The 16347-nt window shown below is 67.2% G+C and carries 17 protein-coding genes; 8 read left to right on the forward strand and 9 right to left on the reverse strand.

Annotated features, from left to right (window positions below; all coding sequences use genetic code 11):
- Positions 1-5: 5 nt before the first annotated feature.
- Entirely contained in the window at positions 6-422 is a 417-nt protein-coding gene (locus VLI63_RS06590) for a fluoride efflux transporter FluC (protein WP_409156070.1), read from the forward strand.
- Positions 419-814 carry a fluoride efflux transporter FluC gene (locus VLI63_RS06595; RefSeq protein ID WP_409156071.1) on the forward strand — a complete coding sequence of 132 codons (396 nt, stop codon included), beginning with the start codon at positions 419-421 and terminating at the stop codon, positions 812-814. Before VLI63_RS06590 ends, VLI63_RS06595 begins: the two co-directional genes overlap by 4 nt.
- A gap of 132 nt (positions 815-946) precedes the next feature.
- Here VLI63_RS06595 and VLI63_RS06600 read toward each other — a convergent pair whose 3' ends face one another.
- The gene (locus tag VLI63_RS06600; protein ID WP_409156072.1) at positions 947-1993 is read right to left on the reverse strand and encodes a LacI family DNA-binding transcriptional regulator; all 1047 of its coding nucleotides are present in this window, start codon (positions 1991-1993) and stop codon (positions 947-949) included.
- Between the two features lie 383 nt (positions 1994-2376).
- Here VLI63_RS06600 and VLI63_RS06605 point away from each other — a divergent pair, with 383 nt between their 5' ends.
- The 4 genes from VLI63_RS06605 (at position 2377) to VLI63_RS06620 (ending at position 7827) form a co-directional block, all read left to right on the forward strand.
- The gene (locus VLI63_RS06605; RefSeq protein WP_409156073.1) at positions 2377-3630 is read left to right on the forward strand and encodes an extracellular solute-binding protein; all 1254 of its coding nucleotides are present in this window, start codon (positions 2377-2379) and stop codon (positions 3628-3630) included.
- A 5-nt stretch (positions 3631-3635) separates the two neighbouring features.
- The gene (locus VLI63_RS06610; RefSeq protein WP_409156074.1) at positions 3636-4850 is read left to right on the forward strand and encodes a carbohydrate ABC transporter permease; all 1215 of its coding nucleotides are present in this window, start codon (positions 3636-3638) and stop codon (positions 4848-4850) included.
- Between the two features lie 5 nt (positions 4851-4855).
- Positions 4856-5722: a carbohydrate ABC transporter permease gene (locus tag VLI63_RS06615; protein ID WP_409156589.1), complete on the forward strand. Its 867-nt coding sequence runs from the start codon at positions 4856-4858 to the stop codon at positions 5720-5722.
- Between the two features lie 62 nt (positions 5723-5784).
- A complete protein-coding gene (locus tag VLI63_RS06620; protein WP_409156590.1) occupies positions 5785-7827 on the forward strand; it encodes a glycogen debranching N-terminal domain-containing protein in 2043 nt (680 codons plus the stop codon).
- A 138-nt stretch (positions 7828-7965) separates the two neighbouring features.
- Here the strand turns inward: VLI63_RS06620 and VLI63_RS06625 are convergent, their stop codons facing one another.
- Entirely contained in the window at positions 7966-9060 is a 1095-nt protein-coding gene (locus tag VLI63_RS06625; protein ID WP_409156075.1) for an NAD(P)-binding domain-containing protein, read from the reverse strand.
- 168 nt (positions 9061-9228) lie between these two features.
- Between VLI63_RS06625 and VLI63_RS06630 the strand changes: the two genes are divergently transcribed.
- On the forward strand, positions 9229-9474 hold the full coding sequence (locus VLI63_RS06630) for a DUF3073 domain-containing protein (RefSeq protein ID WP_185201869.1): 246 nt from the start codon (positions 9229-9231) through the stop codon (positions 9472-9474).
- A 386-nt stretch (positions 9475-9860) separates the two neighbouring features.
- Here the strand turns inward: VLI63_RS06630 and purM are convergent, their stop codons facing one another.
- Positions 9861-10955 carry a phosphoribosylformylglycinamidine cyclo-ligase gene (gene purM / locus VLI63_RS06635; protein WP_409156076.1) on the reverse strand — a complete coding sequence of 365 codons (1095 nt, stop codon included), beginning with the start codon at positions 10953-10955 and terminating at the stop codon, positions 9861-9863.
- Between the two features lie 74 nt (positions 10956-11029).
- Between purM and purF the strand changes: the two genes are divergently transcribed.
- Positions 11030-12487 carry an amidophosphoribosyltransferase gene (gene purF / locus VLI63_RS06640; RefSeq protein WP_409156077.1) on the forward strand — a complete coding sequence of 486 codons (1458 nt, stop codon included), beginning with the start codon at positions 11030-11032 and terminating at the stop codon, positions 12485-12487.
- Here the strand turns inward: purF and VLI63_RS06645 are convergent.
- The 6 genes from VLI63_RS06645 to VLI63_RS06670 are packed head-to-tail and all read right to left on the reverse strand — an operon-like array spanning position 12480 to position 16320.
- A complete protein-coding gene (locus VLI63_RS06645) occupies positions 12480-13430 on the reverse strand; it encodes a hypothetical protein (RefSeq protein ID WP_409156078.1) in 951 nt (316 codons plus the stop codon). The genes purF and VLI63_RS06645 overlap by 8 nt on opposite strands.
- 16 nt (positions 13431-13446) lie before the next feature.
- Positions 13447-14055: a MerR family transcriptional regulator gene (locus tag VLI63_RS06650; RefSeq protein ID WP_409156079.1), complete on the reverse strand. Its 609-nt coding sequence runs from the start codon at positions 14053-14055 to the stop codon at positions 13447-13449.
- 29 nt (positions 14056-14084) lie between these two features.
- The gene (locus VLI63_RS06655) at positions 14085-14504 is read right to left on the reverse strand and encodes a hypothetical protein (RefSeq protein WP_409156080.1); all 420 of its coding nucleotides are present in this window, start codon (positions 14502-14504) and stop codon (positions 14085-14087) included.
- On the reverse strand, positions 14501-14899 hold the full coding sequence (locus tag VLI63_RS06660; RefSeq protein ID WP_409156081.1) for a sterol carrier family protein: 399 nt from the start codon (positions 14897-14899) through the stop codon (positions 14501-14503). Before VLI63_RS06660 ends, VLI63_RS06655 begins: the two co-directional genes overlap by 4 nt.
- Before the next feature lie 30 nt (positions 14900-14929).
- Positions 14930-15418, reverse strand: a complete 489-nt coding sequence (locus VLI63_RS06665; RefSeq protein ID WP_409156082.1) for a nucleoside deaminase — start codon at positions 15416-15418, stop codon at positions 14930-14932.
- 20 nt (positions 15419-15438) lie between these two features.
- Entirely contained in the window at positions 15439-16320 is an 882-nt protein-coding gene (locus VLI63_RS06670; protein WP_409156083.1) for an EamA family transporter, read from the reverse strand.
- Positions 16321-16347: the final 27 nt, after the last annotated feature.

Consider the following 16347-nt stretch of genomic DNA (forward strand, 5'->3'; position numbering starts at 1 on the left):
GGTTCGTGGCGGGCTGGCGTGAAATGGTGGCCGTCGCCGCCGGTGGTGTGATCGGCACGGGACTGAGATTCACCCTCGACACGGTGATCCCGCACAGCGACACCGAGTTCCCGCTCAGCACCCTGCTCATCAACGTCGCGGGATCCTTCGTGCTCGGCGCCCTCGTCGCCACCCTGTGGAGGCGGACGGGCACTCCCAACTGGCTCAAGGTGGGGCTCGGCACCGGCACGGTCGGGTCGTTCACCACGTTCTCCGCGCTCATCGTCTCGCTCGTCACCGAAGCCCATCACGGACTGTGGATGCTCGCCGTGCTGTACCTCGTGCTCTCCTTGCTGCTCGGATTCGGTGCTGCGATGCTCGGGCTGAGCGTGGGGCGACGCCCGAGGCCGGCACCGCTGGAGATCGACCTGGTGGACGAGTGAGCCCGTTGGTCGTCGCCGCGGTGCTCGGGGCGGGAGCCCTCGGGGCGCTCACCCGGTACGCGATCGCGCTCGCGTTCATCCGCGCCACCCGCTTTCCCCGAGCGGTGCTGGTCGTGAACGTGACCGGATCCCTGCTCGGCGGCGGGGTGCTCGCCCTCGCGGACTGGGGCATCGTCGACAGTGCCCTCCACCTCATCCTCGTCACCGGGATCGCCGGTGGTCTCACGACCTTCAGCACCTGGTCGGTCGAGACCCTGCAGTTCGCGCTCTCTGGGCGCTGGCGCACCGCGATCGCGAACGTGCTCCTCAACCTCGTGCTCGGTCTGGGCGCCGCGACGGCGGCCTACTTCGTCGTGTACTGGTTCTTCCTGCTGCACCAGTACCGGCCCTAGACCCGCCCGCCTCGCGCAGAACGGGCGTGTGCGGACCCACCGGGTCGGCACGCTGGCCCGGCATGTCCGCGAAGGCCCGCTCGGCGTAAACGGCGCCGCCGGGACCCGTCGTCGCAACACGCGGGTGAGAGCTCAGGCCAACCGCCCGATCGGGGAGCGTTCGCGCACCACAAGGCGCGGGGTCACCAACCGGTGACGCTTCTCGGGCGACGAGCTCTCCCAGCCGACGATGCCGTGCGCGCCGTCTCCGAGCAGCAGGTCGAGAGCACCGACGGCCACCTCATCGAGAGGCTGCTCGACGCTCGACAGCCCGATGGCGCCCGCGACAGGAGTGTTGTCATAGCCGACGACTGGCACCTCGGCCCCGACGACGAGCAGCGCGCCGAGGGCGAGGGAGTCGCTGGCGCAGGCGACCGCATCCACCCGCACTCCCGACTCGATGAGGGCACGGATGGCCTGGCTCGCCGCGGCGACGTCGTCTTCCGAATCCGCCTGGAGCGCGTCGAGCTGAGTGGGATCCAGACCGGAACGTGCCTCCATGGCATCCCGCCAGCCCCGACGACGATCGTCTCCGGTGCTGAACTTCGTCGGCCAACCGAGGAATGCGACGTGCGATGCCCCTTCGTCGAGCAGGTGATCGGTGGCGTCACGCACACCGCTGCGCCCGTCGACATCCACCCAGAGATGCCGCGGGTCGTTCATGTCATCGATACCCCACGGCCGCCCGAAAGTGACGAACGGCACGTTGTTCTCGATCAGCCATTCCGTGCGCGGGTCGTTGACGAAGGTGGCGGTGAGCACGAAACCGTCGACATCCGCACCGTCGCGCAGCCGGGCGAACTGGCGGATCTCGTCCTCCGGGCCGGTCGCGGTGAACAGCATGACCCGCAAGCCCCGACGGTCCGCCTGTTCGGTGAGGGCGTGCAGGAATCGGTCGAGGAGAGACCCCGAGATGCCATTGGTCATGGGATCGAGGCGGATGCCGAGGGTCGAACTCTTCCGCGTGCGCAGCCGCCGAGCCGAGGCGTGCGGCCGATAGCCGAGCTGGGCGATCGCCGCCTCGACCTTCTCCCTCGTCTCCGGCTTGACGATCTGGGGCGAATTGAGCACATTCGAGACGGTCTGGCGCGAGACACCCGCGACCCGACCGACGTCGAGCACGGTCGGCAACTGTGACATCGCGGCCTCCAAGGGTCAGTCCGTTCGTGCGGTACCGTCACGTTACCGCAGCCCTCGAGCGGGTGGATGACGAGTGCACGGTTGACACTCCCCCCGAACGGGCGTTACAGTCAGTCTACAATTTGATCGATCAAATCGACCGGGACCTCGTCTGATTTGAACGATCTAAGGACAGAGCCGGCCGACCTGCGGATTCCCGCACACCGCCGAGACGTCCCGACCGCACCAGCGAACCGACCTGCGACCCAAAGGAGGGCACCGTGGCTACCATCGAGTCCGCACGCGCTTCCCTCGGCCGGCGCTCCCGGTTCGCCCGCGAAACCCCGGACTCCGCTGACGAAACACAGCGCCCATCACCGGGCACACCCATCCAAGGAGAAATAATGCAAAGACGCACCAACCGCTGGCTGGCTGCCGGCATCATCGCCACCGTCGGAGTCCTCGCACTCAGCGCCTGCAGCTCGGGCTTCGGCGCGGGCAGCTCCGACAGCTCCGGCGGAAAACTCACCTCCTCGAAGAAGGCGCTCACCGTGCTGATCGGCTCTAGCGGAGACGCGGAGACGAAGGCGGTCAACAGTGCCGTCGCGGACTGGTCCAAGTCATCCGGAACCGCCGCAAAGGTCTCGGTGGCCAGCGACCTCAACCAGCAGCTCGCCCAGGGATTCTCCGCCGGAAAGCCGGCTGATGTCTTCTACCTCAGCACCGACGCTCTCGCCGGTTATGCCTCCAACGGCTCGCTGCTCGCCTACGGCGACAACCTGAAGAACAAGGGCGACTTCTACCCGAGCCTGGTCAAGTCGTTCACCTACGACAACAAGTTCTACTGTGCGCCGAAAGACTTCTCGACCCTGGCGCTCGAGATCAACACCGATATGTGGAAGGCCGCTGGACTCACCGATGCGGACATCCCGACCACCTGGGACCAGCTCGAGAGCGTGGCGAAGAAGCTCACCACTGACGGTCACGTCGGACTCGGGATCGGGGGCGAATACGCCCGCCTCGGCGCCTTCATGGCCCAGGCCGGTGGCAACCTCATGAACGCGGACAGCACGAAGGCGACCGCGAACAGCGCCGAGAGCATCGCGGGGCTCGACTTCGCCAAGAAGCTCATGGCCGACGGCAGCCTCAAGTATGCCAAGGACCTCGGAGCCGGATGGGGCGGTGAGGCCTTCGGTAAGGGCCTCGCGGCGATGACCATCGAGGGCAACTGGATCACCGGTGCGATGACGAGCGACTACCCGACAGTGAAGTACACGATCGCGCCGCTGCCCGCCGGTCCTGCCGGAAAGGGAACGCTGCAGTTCACCAACTGCTGGGGAATCGCGGCCGACAGCCCGAACCAGGCCGCGGCCGTCAAGCTGGTCGAGAAGCTAACCAGCTCGAGCGACCAACTCGCGTTCTCGACCGCCTTCGGTCCGATGCCGTCGATCAAGTCCGCCGCGGACGTCTGGAAGAAGGACAACCCCAAGCTGGTGCCGTTCCTCGACGGGGCGTCCTACGCGAAGGGTGTTCCGGCAGCGAAGGGGGCCGCGGATGTCGTGACCGACCTGAACTCGAAGCTCGAGAGCCTCGCAACGGGAGATCCCAAGACGATCCTCGACGCCACCCAGAAGAACCTCGAAGCACTGGTCAAGTAGTCACCATGGCGACTACCACGAGACGGTCTTCCCGCTCCGGACTCCGGGGCGGGGAGGCCCTCTCGGGCTACCTCTTCACGGCGCCGATGGTCATCCTGCTCGGGCTGTTCCTCGTCGTGCCGGTGCTCATGGCGCTTTGGGTGAGCTTCAGCGACTGGACCGGTCGCGGAAGCCCGCTCTCGGGCAACGTGCACTTCGTGGGGTTGGAGAACTATTCCGCTCTCCTTGGTGGTGGCGGCCTCGCCGAGCAGGACTTCGGCACCGCGCTCAAGAACAACGCCTGGTATGTCGTGCTCGTCGTTCCCCTGCAGACCGCGCTCGCCCTCTTCCTTGCGGTGCTGGTCAACCGGCAGATCCTCAAGGGGCGCGGCTTCTTCCGCACCGCCTTCTACTTCCCCTCCGTCACGAGCTCGGTGGCCATCACCGTGCTCTGGCTGTTCCTCTTCAACTCCACCGGCGCGGTCAACAAGCTCCTGTCGTACCTCGGGGTGAAGGGACCCAACTGGTTCAACGATCCCGACGGAATCATCCACAACTTCCTCGGAATGTTCGGTGTGAAGGCCGGCCCGAGTGCACTCACGAACTCCACGGCGCTCGGCGTCTCGTGGTGGGACTGGCTCGGCGGGCCATCCGTCGCCATGTTCGCGTTCGTGCTGCTCGCGGTCTTCACGACCAGCGGCACCTTCATGCTCCTCTTCATCGCGGGGCTGCAGAACCTCGGCGCAGACGTGACCGAAGCCGCGATGATGGATGGCGCGAACGGCTGGCAGCGCTTCTGGCGGGTCACGCTTCCGCAGCTCCGACCCACGCTGTTCACGGTGCTCACGCTCGGGCTGATCGGCTGCTGGCAGGTCTTCGACCAGATCTACACGGGCACAAAGGGCGCTCCGGGCAAAACGACGCTAACCCCGGCGTTCCTCTCCTACCAGTCGGCATTCAATAACCAGCAGTGGGGCCAGGGCGCGGCGATCGCGTTCCTGCTCTTCATCATCATCGTGCTGTTCACGCTCCTCCAGCGCTGGATCCTCGCCGAGCGCAAGGTCTCGAAGCGGCGGATGCGCGGCTACGAGATCCCGCCGAAGGACGGCGATCCCGGCGGCCCGAAGGACGACGGTCCCGACGGACCGGACGACTGGCACGACGGCAACGGCCCACTGAAGATCGCGACCGGTATCGCGGCGAGCCAGATCATCTCGAAGAACCAGGGAGGCTCGCTATGAGCACCATGACCCCCCGCTCGTTCACGCGCACGGCGAGGCCGAGCGGCGGACTGATTGCCGGCCGGTCGATCCTCTACGCGTTGCTCGTCGTGCTCGCGATCGTCTATATCTTCCCGTTCCTCATCCAGGTGGCGACCTCGTTCAAGACGGAAGCGGATGCCGCGAGCGATCCGCTCTCTCTGGTCCCCGCAACCTTCTCGACGGCGGCCTACGAGCGGCTGTTCCTGCACTCGGACTTTCCGATCTGGTTCAAGAACTCGGCGATCGTCACGATCTTCGTCACCGCGGGACGGGTGTTCTTCAACTCCCTCGCCGGCTACGCGCTCGCGCGGCTGAACTTCCGGGGGCGAAACGTGATGTTCGCGGGCCTGATCGCGGTGATGTCCGTGCCCGGAGTGGTGCTGCTGATCCCGAAGTTCCTCGTGATCAACCAGATCGGCATCTACGATACCTACGCCGGAATGATCATCCCGCTGCTCACCGATGCCGCGGGGATCTTCATCATGAAGAACTTCTTCGAGTCCATCCCGGCGAGTGTCGAGGAGCAGGCCCGCATCGACGGCGCCGGCACCTTCCGGGTGTTCTGGTCCGTAGTGCTGCCGATGGCGCGCCCCGCGCTCATCACCATCGTCATCCTCTCCTTCCAGGGATCGTGGAACGAGCTGAGTCACTTCATCGTGTCGACCCAGTCCCCCGATCTCGTGACCCTCACCAAAGGAGTCGCCTCCCTCGCCTCCGGCCAACTCAGCCAGGGCACGCAGTATCCGATCAAGCTGGCCGCCGCAGCCATCATGACGGTTCCGGTGGCGGTGATGTTCTTCATCTTCCAGAGGCAGATCATGAACGCGAGCGATGGGGCGGTGAAGGAGTAGACGAGTCGATCCGGCACCTCCCCGCACGCCTTCCGCACGACCACTGAAAGTTCTTGAATCTCATGCTCCCCACGCTGCAGCCGCTGCTCCACGACACGACCGTCCTGCTCCGAGCGCCGTCCCAGGCCTGGTCGGCTGGTGACGGGACGATCGACGGACGCGGCATCACTGGCATCTATCACTCGGACATCCGGGTCGTGTCACGCAGTGTGGTGACGGTGGGAGGGCAGTCGGCTGAACCGATCGCGACAGTCCCCTCGGGTGCGGCGAGCACCGTGTTCGTCGGACTGCTTCGCGGCCTCGACGATCGCACCGCCGACCCGAGGGTGCGACTGCTGCACCGCCGCACGGTCTCGACCACCGGGGTGGCCGAGTCGATCACCATCCAGTCGGCGCTCGACACCCGCGTCTCAACGACGGCAACGGTGCAGATCGACAGCGACCTCGCCGAGATGGAGTCCGTGAAGGCGGGCATCGGGGGCGCCGGCGTGCCCTTCGATGTGTCCCCCCACACGGCGACCTGGGGCCGTGGCGCCGTGCGGGCGACGCTGAACGCCCCGGATGCGGAGGTCACCGGCCACGCGGACGGCGGCATCCGGCTGGCCTGGCCTCTCGACATCCCCGCGCACGGGTCGGTGACGGTGAGCTGGACGATCGATGCGGGGGATGCCGACGCGGTCGTGCGCGGGACCACCGACGCCGCCCGCTGGTCCGTCCCGGTGGTGACCGCCGGCGACGATCGCCTCGAACGGTGGGTGACCCAAGCCCTCTCCGACCTGGATGCCCTGAGGCTCACGACGGTATCGGATCCGGCATCCGAATTCCTGGCCGCCGGCGCACCCTGGTTCTTCACACTGTTCGGCCGGGACTCGCTCTGGGCGGCCCGCTTCATGCTGCCGCTCGGAACGACCCTTGCCGCCGACACCCTGCGGGTGCTCGCGTCGCTGCAGGGCACCGAATCCGTCGCCGGAAGCGCCGAGCAGCCCGGCAAGATCATGCACGAGCTGCGCCGGGCGACGCTGTCGATCCCCGGTGAAGCCGTTGTGCTTCCCCCTCTCTATTTCGGCACCGTCGACGCGACTCCGCTCTGGGTGTGCCTGCTGCACGACGCCTGGAAGTGGGGACTGCCCGAACCCGAAGTCGTGGTGCTCCTCCCGCACCTCGTCGCCGCTCTCGAATGGATGCGCGACTACGGGGATGCCGACGGCGACGGCCTGCTCGAATACGTCGATGCCACCGGAACGGGCCTCGCGAACCAGGGCTGGAAGGATTCCGGCGATTCGGTGCAGTGGCGTGACGGCACCCTCGCCGAGGGCCCGATCGCGCTCTGCGAGGTGCAGGCCTACGCCTACGAGGCGGCGATGCACGGAGCGGAGCTGCTCGACCACTTCGGCGTCTCCGGCGCCGGGGAATGGCGCGAGTGGGCGGCCCGACTGCGCACCCGCTTCCATGAGTCGTTCTGGATCGAAGACCCGGCGGGCGCCTACCCGGCGATCGCGCTGGACTCCTCCAAGCGACCCGTCGATACCGTCACCAGCAACATCGGCCACCTGCTCGGCACCGGTCTGCTCGACTCGCGCCAGGCCGCCCTCGTCGCCCGTCGACTGGTCTCCCCGCAACTGAATTCGGGTTACGGCCTTCGCACCATGTCCACCGATTCGGAGGGCTACTGGCCGCTCAGCTACCACGGCGGCAGCGTCTGGACCCATGACACCGCCATCGCGATCGCCGGACTCGCCCGCGACGGCTTCACCGCGGAGGCCTCCTCCCTCGCGGCCGGGCTCCTCGCCGCGGCATCAGGTTTCGACTATCGGATGCCCGAGCTGCACTCCGGCGACGCCGCGAGCCAGTTCGGCGCCCCGGTTCCCTACCCCGCCGCGTGTCGCCCGCAGGCCTGGTCGGCGGCCGCCTCGGTCTCGGTGCTGGCCTCGACGCTCGGACTGCGTCCGGACGCGCCATCCGCGACCCTCGGTGTCTCCCCGCTGACTATGGTCGGTGCGCTTACGGTGACCGGTCTGAGATTCGGCGGGGAGGCTGTCTCGATCACGGTGAACACCGACGGCGAGGTCACCGCGTCCTCCGGTGCATCCGTGCAGGTGGAATAGGCCAGCTACCGCTGCCCTCGTGGCGGGGGATCTGCCTGCTCACCTCGTGGCGGGGGATCTGCCCGTCCACGGAGGCCTGGGGTCCCGATCCGCCGGGGGCGCGGTTGTCGAGCGTCCACTCCCGCTGCGAGCGCTCCGCTAGAGGTTGGAGAGCAGCGCGACCACCTGGCGGGCGATCTGCCGTCCGGCTCGATTCGCTCCGATCGTGCTGGCCTGCGGTCCATACCCGGCGAAGAATATACGTCCGTCCTTCCAGGACGACCCCCCGCCGACACTGATGCCGCCCTCCTTCTCCCGCAGCTTGAGAGGGGCGAGATGGCGGAGTTCCGGCCGGAATCCGGTGGACCAGACGATCGCATCCGCCGGCTGGAATGTGCCATCTGACCAGCGCACTCCGTGCGGTTCGATCGAGGTGAACATCGGTTTGGCGACGAGGGTCCCTCGCTCGATCCCAGCCTGGATGCGGCGGGTCCGGGGCACTCCCGTACCGCTGACGATGCTCGGCAGGGCGCGTCCGCTGCGCGCGGCCTCGTCTTGGGCTGCGACCGCTGCGGCCCCCGCCTCCATGTTGAGTTCGCCCTCGTCGAGGAATTCGATGGGTCGCCGGGATACCCAGGTGAGGCTCTCCGCGCTGCCCTCGAGTTCGAGGAGGAAGCCGATCGCCGAGGTTCCTCCGCCCACCACGACCACGTTCTGGCCCGCGAAGGCGGCAGCCGACTCATAATTCGTGGTGTGGACATGTCGTCCGGCGAAGTCATTGAATCCCGGGTACCACGGGATGAACGGCGACCCCCAAGTGCCGGTGGCGTTGACGACGACATCCGTCTCCAGCGCGCCGATGCCACCGCCCGCCTCGAAACCGACCACCAGGTCGGTGCCGCGGTTGAAGACGCGCTTCACATCGACCGGGCGCCGCACGCGGAGCTCGTAGTGCTCTTCGTAGCGCGCGTAGTAATCGGCGACGACATCCTTCGCCGGCTGGGTGCGGTCAGCGGTGTCGAAACTGATGCCGAGTTCGTCCATGCCCGGCAGGTCATTGATGTGGTGGGCCGAGCCGATGCGCAGGGCCTCCCAGCGGTGCTGCCAGGCGCCACCAGTGCCTGGGCCACGGTCGAGAACGACGAAGTCGGAGCCCGGCTCGAGGCCGAGTCGTCTCAAGTAGAAGGAGACGGACAGTCCGGCTTGTCCCGCGCCGATCACCACGACAGAGGGGGAGCCAGGCGAGGACGTCACGCGTCTACGTTAGCCGCCACCGGGAGGGCGGATGGCGGACGCGGCCGGGGTGCGCGTGCATGCTAAAGTTGGGCTTTAGTTTTTAGTTCCCTATTTGGTCAATCCCGGGCAGCTGTTCGCCAGTCGAGGCTCCGTTCGTCCGGGCAGGAATCGTGAGGGGGTCAAGCCATGGGGCGCGGCCGTCAAAAAGCAAAGCACACCAAGGTGGCTCGTGAGCTGAAGTACTTCAGCCCGGACACCAACTACAACGCGCTCGAACGCGAACTCACGCATCCCGTCACCGGTGCCCCGATCGACCCCAAGCTCGAAGAAGATCTCGAGAAGTGGCCGGAATTCAGCGCGACGGCCTACTCGCCGGATGTCTCCGGATTCTCGGAAGACGAGTACGAGTCCGACCAGAACAAGACGGCCTAGGCAGCTCTGCAGCGCGCACCCCGTCGGGTGTGCTGAGTCGGCGCGACGCATCCGCTCCCCTCCGGTGACCGGGCGAAGGAACGCTACGCCGCGTGCAGAGCGGATGTCGGCCCAGTCCGGCGATCCGCGTCTCTACCGCCTTCGGTCATGACCGACGTGTCCAACGCATCCGGCACGCTTGCTGTGTTCATAATTCAGGAACCTGTGGGGCGGATGCGGCGGACGAGCGCTTGCGGGACCTCATCCGTCACTTCGTCCACTTCCGTCCCAGACCTTCCTGAATGATGGAAACAGGATCTGGATGCTCTAGCGGGATTCTCGGTGCCGGAGAGGATGCCGAAAGGAGTCTCGACCAGCGGCAGGCTCGACCAGCGGCAACTGACGGGCTAGTCGCGGTAGCGACCGACCAGCCGCACGGCACCGCCGTCGACACCCTTGGCGCCCTGGTCGAAGCCGGTGATGTCGCGCGGCACGGTCGAGACCGCGCCGAGGGTCCAGGCCGGGATGCCATCGGCGGCGAGGTGCGCGATCACCGCGTCGACCAGGGACGCTTCCACCACGGCGATCATGCCGATGCCGAGATTCCAGGTGCCCTCGGCCTCTTCGAGGTTCATCGATCCCCATTCGGCGAGCACACGGAAGACCGGTGCCGGCGACCAGGAACTGCGTTCCAGCTCCACCCAGCTGCCCACGGGCAGCACCCGGGCCAGATTGGCCGCAATACCGCCGCCGGTCACATGGCTGAGTGCATGCACCGCGCCCGGGGCATCCGCCAGCAGGCTCAGCAGGGGGGACGTGTAGAGCCTGGTGGGCTCGAGCAGCACCTCGCCGACCAGGCCGCCGAGCTCATCAGACCGATCGAGGAACGAGATGTCCTTCTGGCGGATGATGCTGCGCACGAGCGAGTAGCCGTTTGAGTGCAGGCCGGATGATTCGAGGGCGATGACCACGTCGCCATCCGTCACTAGGTGGGCACCGAGCTGGGCATCCGCCTCGACCGCGCCCGTCGCAGCGCCGGCGACGTCGTAGTCATCCGGGGCGAGAAGTCCGGGATGCTCGGCGGTCTCGCCCCCCACGAGGGCGGTGCCGGTCTCGCTGCAGCCAAGTGCGATTCCCGCAACGATGTCGGCGATGCGGCTCGGCACGACCTTGCCGCAGGCGATGTAGTCGGTCATGAACAGCGGAGTCGCTCCGACGACCACGATGTCGTCGACGACCATTCCGACCAGGTCGATGCCGATCGTGTCGTGCTTGTCGATGGCCTGGGCGATCGCGACCTTCGTGCCGACCCCGTCGGTGGATGTCGCGAGCAGTGGCCGCTGGAAGGAGGTGAGGAACGACACGTCGAAGAGCCCGGCGAAGCCGCCGACGCCACCGACGACCCGTGGCCCGTGGGTGGCCGAGACCGCCGACTTCATGAGTTCGACAGCGAGGTCTCCGGCCGCCGTATCGACGCCCGCCTCGGCGTACTTGTCGGCCATTCGTTTTCCGTTCTCAAAGCGTGAAAGACTGGAGTAAATCACCCCCAACTCTACGGTCTGGAGACTCACCGCGAATGTGCGGCATTGTCGGCATCGTTTCTTCGGAACCCGCCAATCAACAGGTCTACGACAGCCTCCTCCTCCTGCAGCACCGCGGCCAGGACTCCACCGGCATCGCCACCGCGGAGGGTCGCACCTTCCACATGGTGAAGGCTCGGGGTCAGGTTCGCGAGGCCTTCCGCACCCGTGACATGCGCGCCCTCCCCGGCAACATGGGGCTCGGTCACGTGCGCTACGCCACCAAGGGCAATGCCGGAAACGAGCAGGAGGCGCAGCCCTTCTACGTGAACGCCCCCTACGGCATCGTGCTCGTGCACAACGGCAACCTCACCAACACCAGGGAGCTCACCGACGAGCTCTTCCACATCGACCGACGGCACCTCAACACGAGCTCCGACACCGAGCTCCTGGTGAACGTGCTCGCCCACGAGCTGCAGGAGCAGGTCACCGGGCTCGACCTGGATCCCGACCAGATCTTCGCCGCCGTGGAACGCGTGCACGAGCGCGTCGAAGGCTCCTACGCCACGATCGCGATGATCCCGGGATACGGCCTGCTCGCGTTCCGAGATCCCTTCGGCATCCGTCCGCTCGTGCTCGGAAAGCGGGCACGCGGATTCGTCGGGGACGACTGGATCGTGGCATCCGAGTCCCTCGTGCTCGAAAGCGGTGGCTACGAGATCGTGCGCGATGTCGCGCCCGGTGAGGCCGTGTTCATCGCACTGGACGGCGAGATGACCTCACGCCAGTGCGCGAAGAACCCCTCGCTCGTGCCGTGCTCGTTCGAGTATGTCTACCTCGCCAGGCCCGACTCCATCATGAACGGCATCTCCGTCTACGACGCGCGACTGCGCCTCGGCAACCGGCTCGCGGACACGATCGCGCAGTACACGCCGCGCGGCGACATCGATGTGGTCATGCCGATTCCCGACTCCTCGCGACCGGCCGCAATGCAGGTGGCCCAGAAGCTCGGGATCGAGTACCGCGAGGGTTTCTACAAGAACCGTTACGTCGGCCGCACCTTCATCATGCCCGGCCAGGCCGAGCGCAAGAAGTCGGTGAGGCAGAAGCTCAACGCGATGGGATCCGAGTTCCGCGGCAAGAACATCCTGATCGTCGACGACTCGATAGTTCGCGGCACCACCTCGAAGGAGATCGTGCAGATGGCCCGCGAGGCCGGCGCGAACAAGGTCACCTTCACCTCGGCAGCACCTCCCGTGCGCTTTCCCCACGTGTACGGCATCAACATGCCGAGCCGCCAGGAGTTGATCGCCCATAACCGCAAGATTCCGGACATCAACAGGGAGATGGGGAGCGACTACCTCATCTACCAGGAGGTCGCGGACATGCAGGCGGCGATCCTCGAGGGTTCCGACGTCACCGCGCTCGAGATGAGCTGCTTCACCGGCGACTACGTCACCGGCACCGTCTCTCCCGAATACCTCGCCTGGGTGGAGCGCACGCAGCTCAGCTGAAGCGCCTGCCCCGCACCACGATCGCCGCGATGGCGACCGCGGCGGCGGCGAACAGCGCCGCGGAGACCGTGGCGATCGCGGCATCCGGACTCACGATCGACCGGCCCGAGAGCGCCTGGGCGGTGAGCACTGCGATCACGCCGAGGTAGAGGGCGGCGATCACGACGAGGATGCCGAGCCGGGTGCCCGAGTCGCGCAGTGCAGACAGGCGGCGAGAGCCCAGCTCGAGCAGCAGCGCGAGGATGGGGAACACCTGCATCGCGTGCATCCCCACGAAGTGCGGGATGCGCAGGTCGCCGGCCACCGTGCTCCAGCCGAGAAGCGGGAGCCCGGGTCCCCCATCTGCGAGCCCCACGGTGTGGGCTCCGGCGATCCCCTGGAAGCTGGACAGCTGTGCGGCGGTCGGGCTCGTCATCAGGAAGGCGAGGCCCATGCCGATCAGCGCGATGATGAGACCGGAACGGATGGCGAAGCTGCGCGCGGGGTCGCCGAGATCGGCGCGAAACAGCAGCACAGCCACGAGGATGGTGGCTGACCAGACGATCACGATCGACACCGCCATCGTGCCCCAGAGGGCGGTCGAGAACGGGGTGGAGACGTTGAAGTGACTTGTCGTGTCGGCGAAGGCCGCCCCGTAGATCACGATCATCTCCACGGCGAGGAAGACCGCGGCGATGGTGCCTGACCACCAGGCGATGCGGCGGGCGCGGGGCAGCTGGCCGAGCAGCCAGGAGAGCGTGACGCTGTAGATGAGCACGGAGAGCGAGAACTTCAGCGGCTTGGCCCACAGGGGCATCCCGGTGATCGAGCGCTGGTCGACGACCAACCCGACGAGGGCGACCGCGGCGAGCGCGATCATGCCGACGGAGAGCCACAGCAGTGGCCGGTGCCAGCCGAAGCGGGCGATGACGGAGGCGGGGGGTGCATCGATCGTGCGGGTCATGGTGGTCGGTTCTCCTTCAGGAATAGCGCTCGGATGTGACGTGCTCCTGGGCCGCACGGCGCAGCCCGGAGATCAGGGCGTCGCCGAGCACAGTGCCCACGACGACGGTTTCGGCCTTGGCGGCGCGGCCCTCGCGCGACTCGATCTCGTCGAGGTCGGCGGCGGCGATGAGCAGGGCGGCCCGGGCGTACCGGGCGAACCAGCCGCGGTCATCCGTCTGCCCGAGACCGCGGAAGACGGAGAGCACTCGCGCAGCGGAGAGGCGCCCGGGGTTGGTGGCGGACACGTGCCAGCCGATGAGCAGCTCATCGATATCGGTGAGGGACGCCGGGTCGACGTCGTCCGGTGCGACGGCCGCCGAGACGGTGCATTGCGCCACCTCGAAGACCTCGGGAAGCGAAGCCTCCGAGTCGATGGCTTCGAGCACGCTGCGGGCGGATGCGACGCTGAGCCCGCCGACCTCGATGAGGGCTCGGATCAGGCGAAGCCGATCCAGGTGGACGTCTCCATAGCGCGCCTGGTTGGCCGTCTCGCTCTCACCCGCCGGAAGCAGCTTCTCGCGCAGGTAGTACTTGATCGTCGCCACCGGGATGCCGCTGGTGGTGCTGAGCTCGGCCATTCGCATACGGATAGTGTAGCTATCCGATAGTGAAACTATCTAGTGGCAGTTTCCTCTGGAGCGGGTGGAGCTTCCGGAGCCTCGGCGCTCTCCGGTTCGTCGTCGTAAGGCAGCGGGTCGACCATCGTGCGCTCGGCCAGCACGGTGCGGGCACGGCGGGTGAGCACGACATCGAGCAGGATCGCGACCACAGCTCCGAGCACCACCCCGATGGGCACCCCGAAGAGCAGGAAGTAGCCGAACAGGGCACCGAAACCCACCTGCGGATCCGAGGGGAACGACGCCGTCAGAATGAACGTGGCGACGGCCCCGAGCCCCGCTCCGATGATGAGGAAACGCGAGTACCGCGGAATCCGGCGAACCGTGACCTCGGTCTCCTCGGTGGACTGCGAGGGCTCGTTCTCCGCGGTTCGCGGCACCGCTTCCGGCTCGGGCTGCGGCTCGGATGGGGTCATGCCTCTATTGTCCCTGACGCTTCCGGGGTATCCGCCCCATCCCAGAGGAGTGGCAGGTAGGCGGAGAGGTCCGCGCGGGAACCGGAGGCAGCGATGCGCCCGTGTTCGAGGGCGTGATTCCACGCGGTTCCGCCGGTCGCGATAGCGAGCCAGGTCAGTGCGTCGGTCTCGACCACGTTCGGCGGGGTGCCCCGGGTATGGCCCGGACCCTCGATGCACTGCACCGCGCCGAAGGGTGGAACCCGCACCTCCACCGAGTTGCCCGGAGCGCCATCGGCCAGCACCTGCAGCAGGTAACGCACGGCAGTGGCCTCAGTCTCCCGGTCGGCTACCGTCGCAAGCGCGCGCTCGACGGCCTCGCGGCCGGCGTCATCCGTAATGCGTGCTTTCGCCATGGTTCTACGGTAGTGGCGACGTGGGGTTGGTCAGCCCCACATGCCGTCGTGCACCTCGACGGCCCCCTCGATCTCGACCGGACCCAGCACCTCGATGAAGCCGGCGCCGCGGGCGAAGACCTCCCGGCTGGGGAGGTCGAGGCTGCGCGGCTCGGCACCGGGGGATCCGGATGCCTCGGCGACCAGTCGAACGAGGGCGTGTCCGGACAGCGCGTAGACCATGCGGCCGATGCCTGCCCAGTAGATCGCCCCGGCGCACATCGCGCACGGCTCGGTGCTGGCGTACAGCGTGCTCGAGGAGAGCACTTCCGTGCCGAGCGAGGCCGAATGACGCACGAGATTGGTCTCGGCGTGGCCGGTGGGATCATTCGTCGTCGTCACCGAGTTCATCGCCTCGACGGTGGCGCCGTCGCGCGTGACGAGCACGGCGCCGAACGGATGATCGCCACGGGCCCGGGCGTCGCGAGCGAGCTGCACGGCACGAGCCAGATAGTGGAGGTCGGTCGGCGAAGCATCCATCTGCCGAATGTAGCGCCCTCTCAGTCCACCGGGAAAGCGGGCGCGCGCGGGCGCCAGGTGATCACCGCGGCCGCGAGTCCGCCGAGCATGATCGCCCCGCCGATGAGTTCGGTGCCGGCCGGTCTCTCACCGAAGACCGCCCAGGCGGCCAGGATGCCGATCACCGGCACCAGCAGCGTGAACGGCACCACGGCACTGGTCGGATAGCGCGCGAGCAAGGAGTTCCAGATCGTGTAGGCCACGAGTGACGCGGCCACCGCGGTGTACAGCGTGCTGAGGATGGCGATCAGGGAGAGGTGGGCGAGCGCGAATCCGACCGCCTGCGGGCCGTCGACCACCAGGGAGAGCGCGAGGGAGGGGATCGGCACCACCAGCCCAGACCAGACCACCAGTGAGAGACCTGATGCCGCCCGCGCCCGCCGGGACAGCACATTGCCGATGGCCCAGGAGAGCGCCGCGAGAAGGGTGATCACGAGCGGCAGCCACGGTGCCGCATAGGTATGGCCGATGACCACGACCGCGAGGCCAACCATGCCGATCAGGATGCCGACGAGCTCGCGTCGGGTGGGATGCTCCCGCAGCAGCAGGGAGGAGACGACCACCGAGAACACGATCTGCGTCTGCAGCAGCAGGGAGGCGAGGCCCGGCGGCATCCCGAGCGAGAGGGCGAGGTAGAGGAGGGTGAACTGGCCGAGGCTCAGGAACGCGCCGATCAACAGGATGTTGCGCCATCCGATCGCCGGCGGCCGGATGAAGAAGACGGCAGGGATCGCCACGAGCACGAACCGCATCGCCAGGAAGAGCAGCGGGGGCACATCGGTGAGGCCGAGGTCGATGGCGACGAAGTTGACCCCCCAGATCACCACGACCAGTAGCGCGAGGAGAGTGTGGCGGGGAGTCATCCGACCAGCTTGGCAGCAACGGAGGAC

It is taken from the genome of Lacisediminihabitans sp. H27-G8, from assembly GCF_046156175.1.
Lineage (GTDB): Bacteria > Actinomycetota > Actinomycetes > Actinomycetales > Microbacteriaceae > Lacisediminihabitans.

What these genes read in the sequence shown, in the direction of transcription:
- VLI63_RS06630 (WP_185201869.1), top strand. Translation starts at nt 9,229, where the DNA reads ATGGGGCGCGGCCGTCAAAAAGCAAAGCACACCAAGGTGGCTCGTGAG.
- purM (WP_409156076.1), bottom strand. Translation starts at nt 10,955, where the DNA reads ATGGCCGACAAGTACGCCGAGGCGGGCGTCGATACGGCGGCCGGAGAC.
- VLI63_RS06665 (WP_409156082.1), bottom strand. Translation starts at nt 15,418, where the DNA reads ATGGATGCTTCGCCGACCGACCTCCACTATCTGGCTCGTGCCGTGCAG.
- VLI63_RS06615 (WP_409156589.1), top strand. Translation starts at nt 4,856, where the DNA reads ATGACCCCCCGCTCGTTCACGCGCACGGCGAGGCCGAGCGGCGGACTG.
- VLI63_RS06605 (WP_409156073.1), top strand. Translation starts at nt 2,377, where the DNA reads ATGCAAAGACGCACCAACCGCTGGCTGGCTGCCGGCATCATCGCCACC.
- purF (WP_409156077.1), top strand. Translation starts at nt 11,030, where the DNA reads ATGTGCGGCATTGTCGGCATCGTTTCTTCGGAACCCGCCAATCAACAG.
- VLI63_RS06650 (WP_409156079.1), bottom strand. Translation starts at nt 14,055, where the DNA reads ATGCGAATGGCCGAGCTCAGCACCACCAGCGGCATCCCGGTGGCGACG.
- VLI63_RS06600 (WP_409156072.1), bottom strand. Translation starts at nt 1,993, where the DNA reads ATGTCACAGTTGCCGACCGTGCTCGACGTCGGTCGGGTCGCGGGTGTC.
- VLI63_RS06655 (WP_409156080.1), bottom strand. Translation starts at nt 14,504, where the DNA reads ATGACCCCATCCGAGCCGCAGCCCGAGCCGGAAGCGGTGCCGCGAACC.
- VLI63_RS06670 (WP_409156083.1), bottom strand. Translation starts at nt 16,320, where the DNA reads ATGACTCCCCGCCACACTCTCCTCGCGCTACTGGTCGTGGTGATCTGG.
- VLI63_RS06620 (WP_409156590.1), top strand. Translation starts at nt 5,785, where the DNA reads ATGCTCCCCACGCTGCAGCCGCTGCTCCACGACACGACCGTCCTGCTC.
- VLI63_RS06660 (WP_409156081.1), bottom strand. Translation starts at nt 14,899, where the DNA reads ATGGCGAAAGCACGCATTACGGATGACGCCGGCCGCGAGGCCGTCGAG.
- VLI63_RS06645 (WP_409156078.1), bottom strand. Translation starts at nt 13,430, where the DNA reads ATGACCCGCACGATCGATGCACCCCCCGCCTCCGTCATCGCCCGCTTC.
- VLI63_RS06610 (WP_409156074.1), top strand. Translation starts at nt 3,636, where the DNA reads ATGGCGACTACCACGAGACGGTCTTCCCGCTCCGGACTCCGGGGCGGG.